Consider the following 2,525-nt stretch of genomic DNA (forward strand, 5'->3'; position numbering starts at 1 on the left):
TCCGAGATCACCGGCGCCCTCAAGGCCCTGGCCAAGGAGCTGAGCGTGCCGATCCTGGCCCTGTCGCAGCTGTCGCGTCAGGTCGAGCAACGCGAGGACAAACGGCCCCAGCTGTCGGACCTGCGCGAATCCGGTTCGATCGAACAGGACGCCGACTGCGTCATGTTCGTCTATCGCGAGAGCTACTACCTGGGCCGCGCCGAGCCGCGCGAGGGCTCGCCCGAACACCTGCAATGGCAGGAGGACATGGACCGTCTGGAACACCAGGCCGAGGTCGTCATCGGCAAGCAGCGCCACGGCCCCATCGGCATCATCAAGCTGAGCTTCGACGCCAATACGACGAAGTTCGGCAATCTGGCGCAGGGGCAGAGGTACGAGGGTTACGGGGACTGATTTTCCCGCCCGCCGCCACGGGCAGCCAACTCCCGATTGACCAACATCCTCGCCCACAGGTAGGGTTGGCCATTCGCCGTCCTCGGGGGGATGGCTGTGGGGGAATACCTATGCGTATCGTTGTCTGCGCGGTCGCCGCGCTGTCTCTGGCCGCCTGCGCGACGGCGCCGGTGCCGAACGCCCGACCGCTGAACGCCGAACAGATCGCGGCCATGGGCCCGACGACTGTCGCGTTGACCGAGAACAACGACGGCATCGGCAAGAGCTGGTTTGCTCAGGACAGTTCCGCCGCCGGCGCGGGTTACGGTCTCATCGGTGCCTTGGTCGTGGTGGCCATGGACGCCATCATCAACTCCTTCCCCGCGCGCCGCGCCACCCAGGCCGCCGGCGAGATCGCTGAGGTCATGCCGGTCGATACGCTGAACGCCTCCCTGGCGGATCATTTCCGGCGGCAGGTCGCCGCGGCGCCGGCCGGCCAAGGCGTGGTCGTCTCCGACGTGACCACGGTCCAGAAGATCTCAGCCCCGGCCGCCGTTGACGACGCCGTCGAGGTCGCGACCAGCTATATGTTGTCGGAGGACTCCAGTACGCTGCAGGTCGTGGTCACGGTGTCCTACCAGAACCCGGCCATCCCCTACGTCACCCCCTATACGTTCGAGGGATCGCCGCCGAGGGCCGAGACCGAGGGCCCGACCTACCGCAACAGCTTCACCTATTTCTCGCGCCAGCTGCCCGTGCCGGAACTGACGCCCGAGATGCGCGAGCGGCTGGTCGCCTCCGTCCTGGACAGCGCCCGTGACGAGGCCGGCGCCCTGCCGGCCGAGGACAGCGACGCCTTCAAGGCGATGACCCGCGAGCTGGAGAAGGCCCGCGACGACGACCTGACCAAGGGCGAGATCGCCATCTTCCTGACCCGCGAATGGATCCGCGACAACGGCGCCCTGCTGCGCGCCGAGATCGACAACGCCCACGCCTTCATCGCCCGCCACGCAGTGCTGGACCTGAACCGGACGGCCGTCCCCAGCCTGACCGGTGTAGATGAGGTCGTGGAGACCCTGCCCGACGGTCGTACCGTGCGGCGCATCGGCGTCGGCGTGATGGCCGGCTCCTACATCTCCTCGCCCTCGGCGGTGAGCAGTTTCACCACCTACGGCAACACCATGAGCATCGCGCGGGTCCATTCCGAGCGGATCGAGGCCCTGCGTCAGGCCGCCCGTCCGGCCCGCCGGCCGCGATGATGGAAACCCTGTCGGCGCGGGCCGGCACCGTCGCCCTGCTGGCGGCGGCCGGCCTGGCGCTGGGCGGCTGCCTGACCGTGCCCGAATACGCCCGGATCAGCCCCGAGACGGGGGTGGCCTACGGCTATTTCGACATCGCCAATCCGGACGGCGGCTACACCATCCGGGTCATTCTCCCGGCCTATATGGGCGACCCTCAGCTAGCCTATGCCTATTGGGACCGGCGCGCGACCGAGCTCTGCGGCGGACCGCCCGCGCGCAAGGTCATCCACACAGCCCTGCGGCCGACCGTTCACTACGACCGTTACGGCGGCATGCCGGGGGACTTCCACCTCGAGGGCTTTGCCTGGTGCACCGCACCGGCGGCGGCGGCCACGCCACCCTGATCAGCGCATCTCGACGCGCCGGGCGCTGGCGGGGATCGACAGTTCCGAACCCTCCCATGCCGCCGCCCGCCCGTCGATCCGCACCCGCGTCGGCGGCGTTTCACCCTCGGGCCACTGGAGGACGAAACCGCCCGGCGGTGTGACCTGTCCGTCCAGCGTCAGCAGCCAGCCGTCGCCATCCCGGCGCAGATTGTAGGTCAGCGGCCCAGAGGCCGTGCGGACGTTGGTCACCCCCACCCCCTCCCCTTCCAGCCAGGCCGTTGGAACGCCTGCCGCCAGCACGAGCGCATGGTCCCGGTCGCGCTCATAGACCAGCAGGTCCAGCGTCGAGCGGATGTAGTCCGAACTGATCCAGGCGTGGGGCATGTCGCCGATGAAGCGGGGCTCACGCTCGTCGCGGCCGACCACCTCGGCCCAGCCGTTCCAGGCCCGCGGACGCAGGTCGGCAAGATAGAAATCGAGGGCGCGCAGGGCGTCTCCACGGTGCCCCAGACGCACCAGGGCGCCG

Annotated in this window: 3 protein-coding genes and 1 pseudogene; 3 read left to right on the forward strand and 1 reads right to left on the reverse strand. The window is 69.1% G+C overall.

All coding sequences use genetic code 11. The annotated features are described in order from the left end of the window. The 3 genes from Q0588_RS13645 to Q0588_RS13655 form a co-directional block, all read left to right on the forward strand. Nucleotides 1-393: DnaB-like helicase C-terminal domain-containing protein (locus Q0588_RS13645; protein WP_298747173.1), on the forward strand; the 393-nt coding region annotated here is incomplete at its 5' end. A 110-nt stretch (nt 394-503) separates the two neighbouring features. Continuing rightward, nucleotides 504-1,631 carry a hypothetical protein gene (locus tag Q0588_RS13650; protein WP_298747175.1) on the forward strand — a complete coding sequence of 376 codons (1,128 nt, stop codon included), beginning with the start codon at nt 504-506 and terminating at the stop codon, nt 1,629-1,631. Further along, entirely contained in the window at nt 1,631-2,017 is a 387-nt protein-coding gene (locus tag Q0588_RS13655) for a hypothetical protein (RefSeq protein ID WP_298747178.1), read from the forward strand. The genes Q0588_RS13650 and Q0588_RS13655 overlap by 1 nt, the downstream gene beginning before the upstream one ends. Here Q0588_RS13655 and Q0588_RS13660 read toward each other — a convergent pair. After that, nucleotides 2,018-2,525, reverse strand: a pseudogene (locus tag Q0588_RS13660) (carbohydrate-binding protein); the annotation flags it as partial.

This window comes from uncultured Brevundimonas sp., assembly GCF_937870815.1.
In the GTDB taxonomy this organism is placed as follows: Bacteria; Pseudomonadota; Alphaproteobacteria; order Caulobacterales; family Caulobacteraceae; genus Brevundimonas.

What these genes read in the sequence shown, in the direction of transcription:
- Q0588_RS13650 (WP_298747175.1), top strand. Translation starts at nt 504, where the DNA reads ATGCGTATCGTTGTCTGCGCGGTCGCCGCGCTGTCTCTGGCCGCCTGC.
- Q0588_RS13655 (WP_298747178.1), top strand. Translation starts at nt 1,631, where the DNA reads ATGGAAACCCTGTCGGCGCGGGCCGGCACCGTCGCCCTGCTGGCGGCG.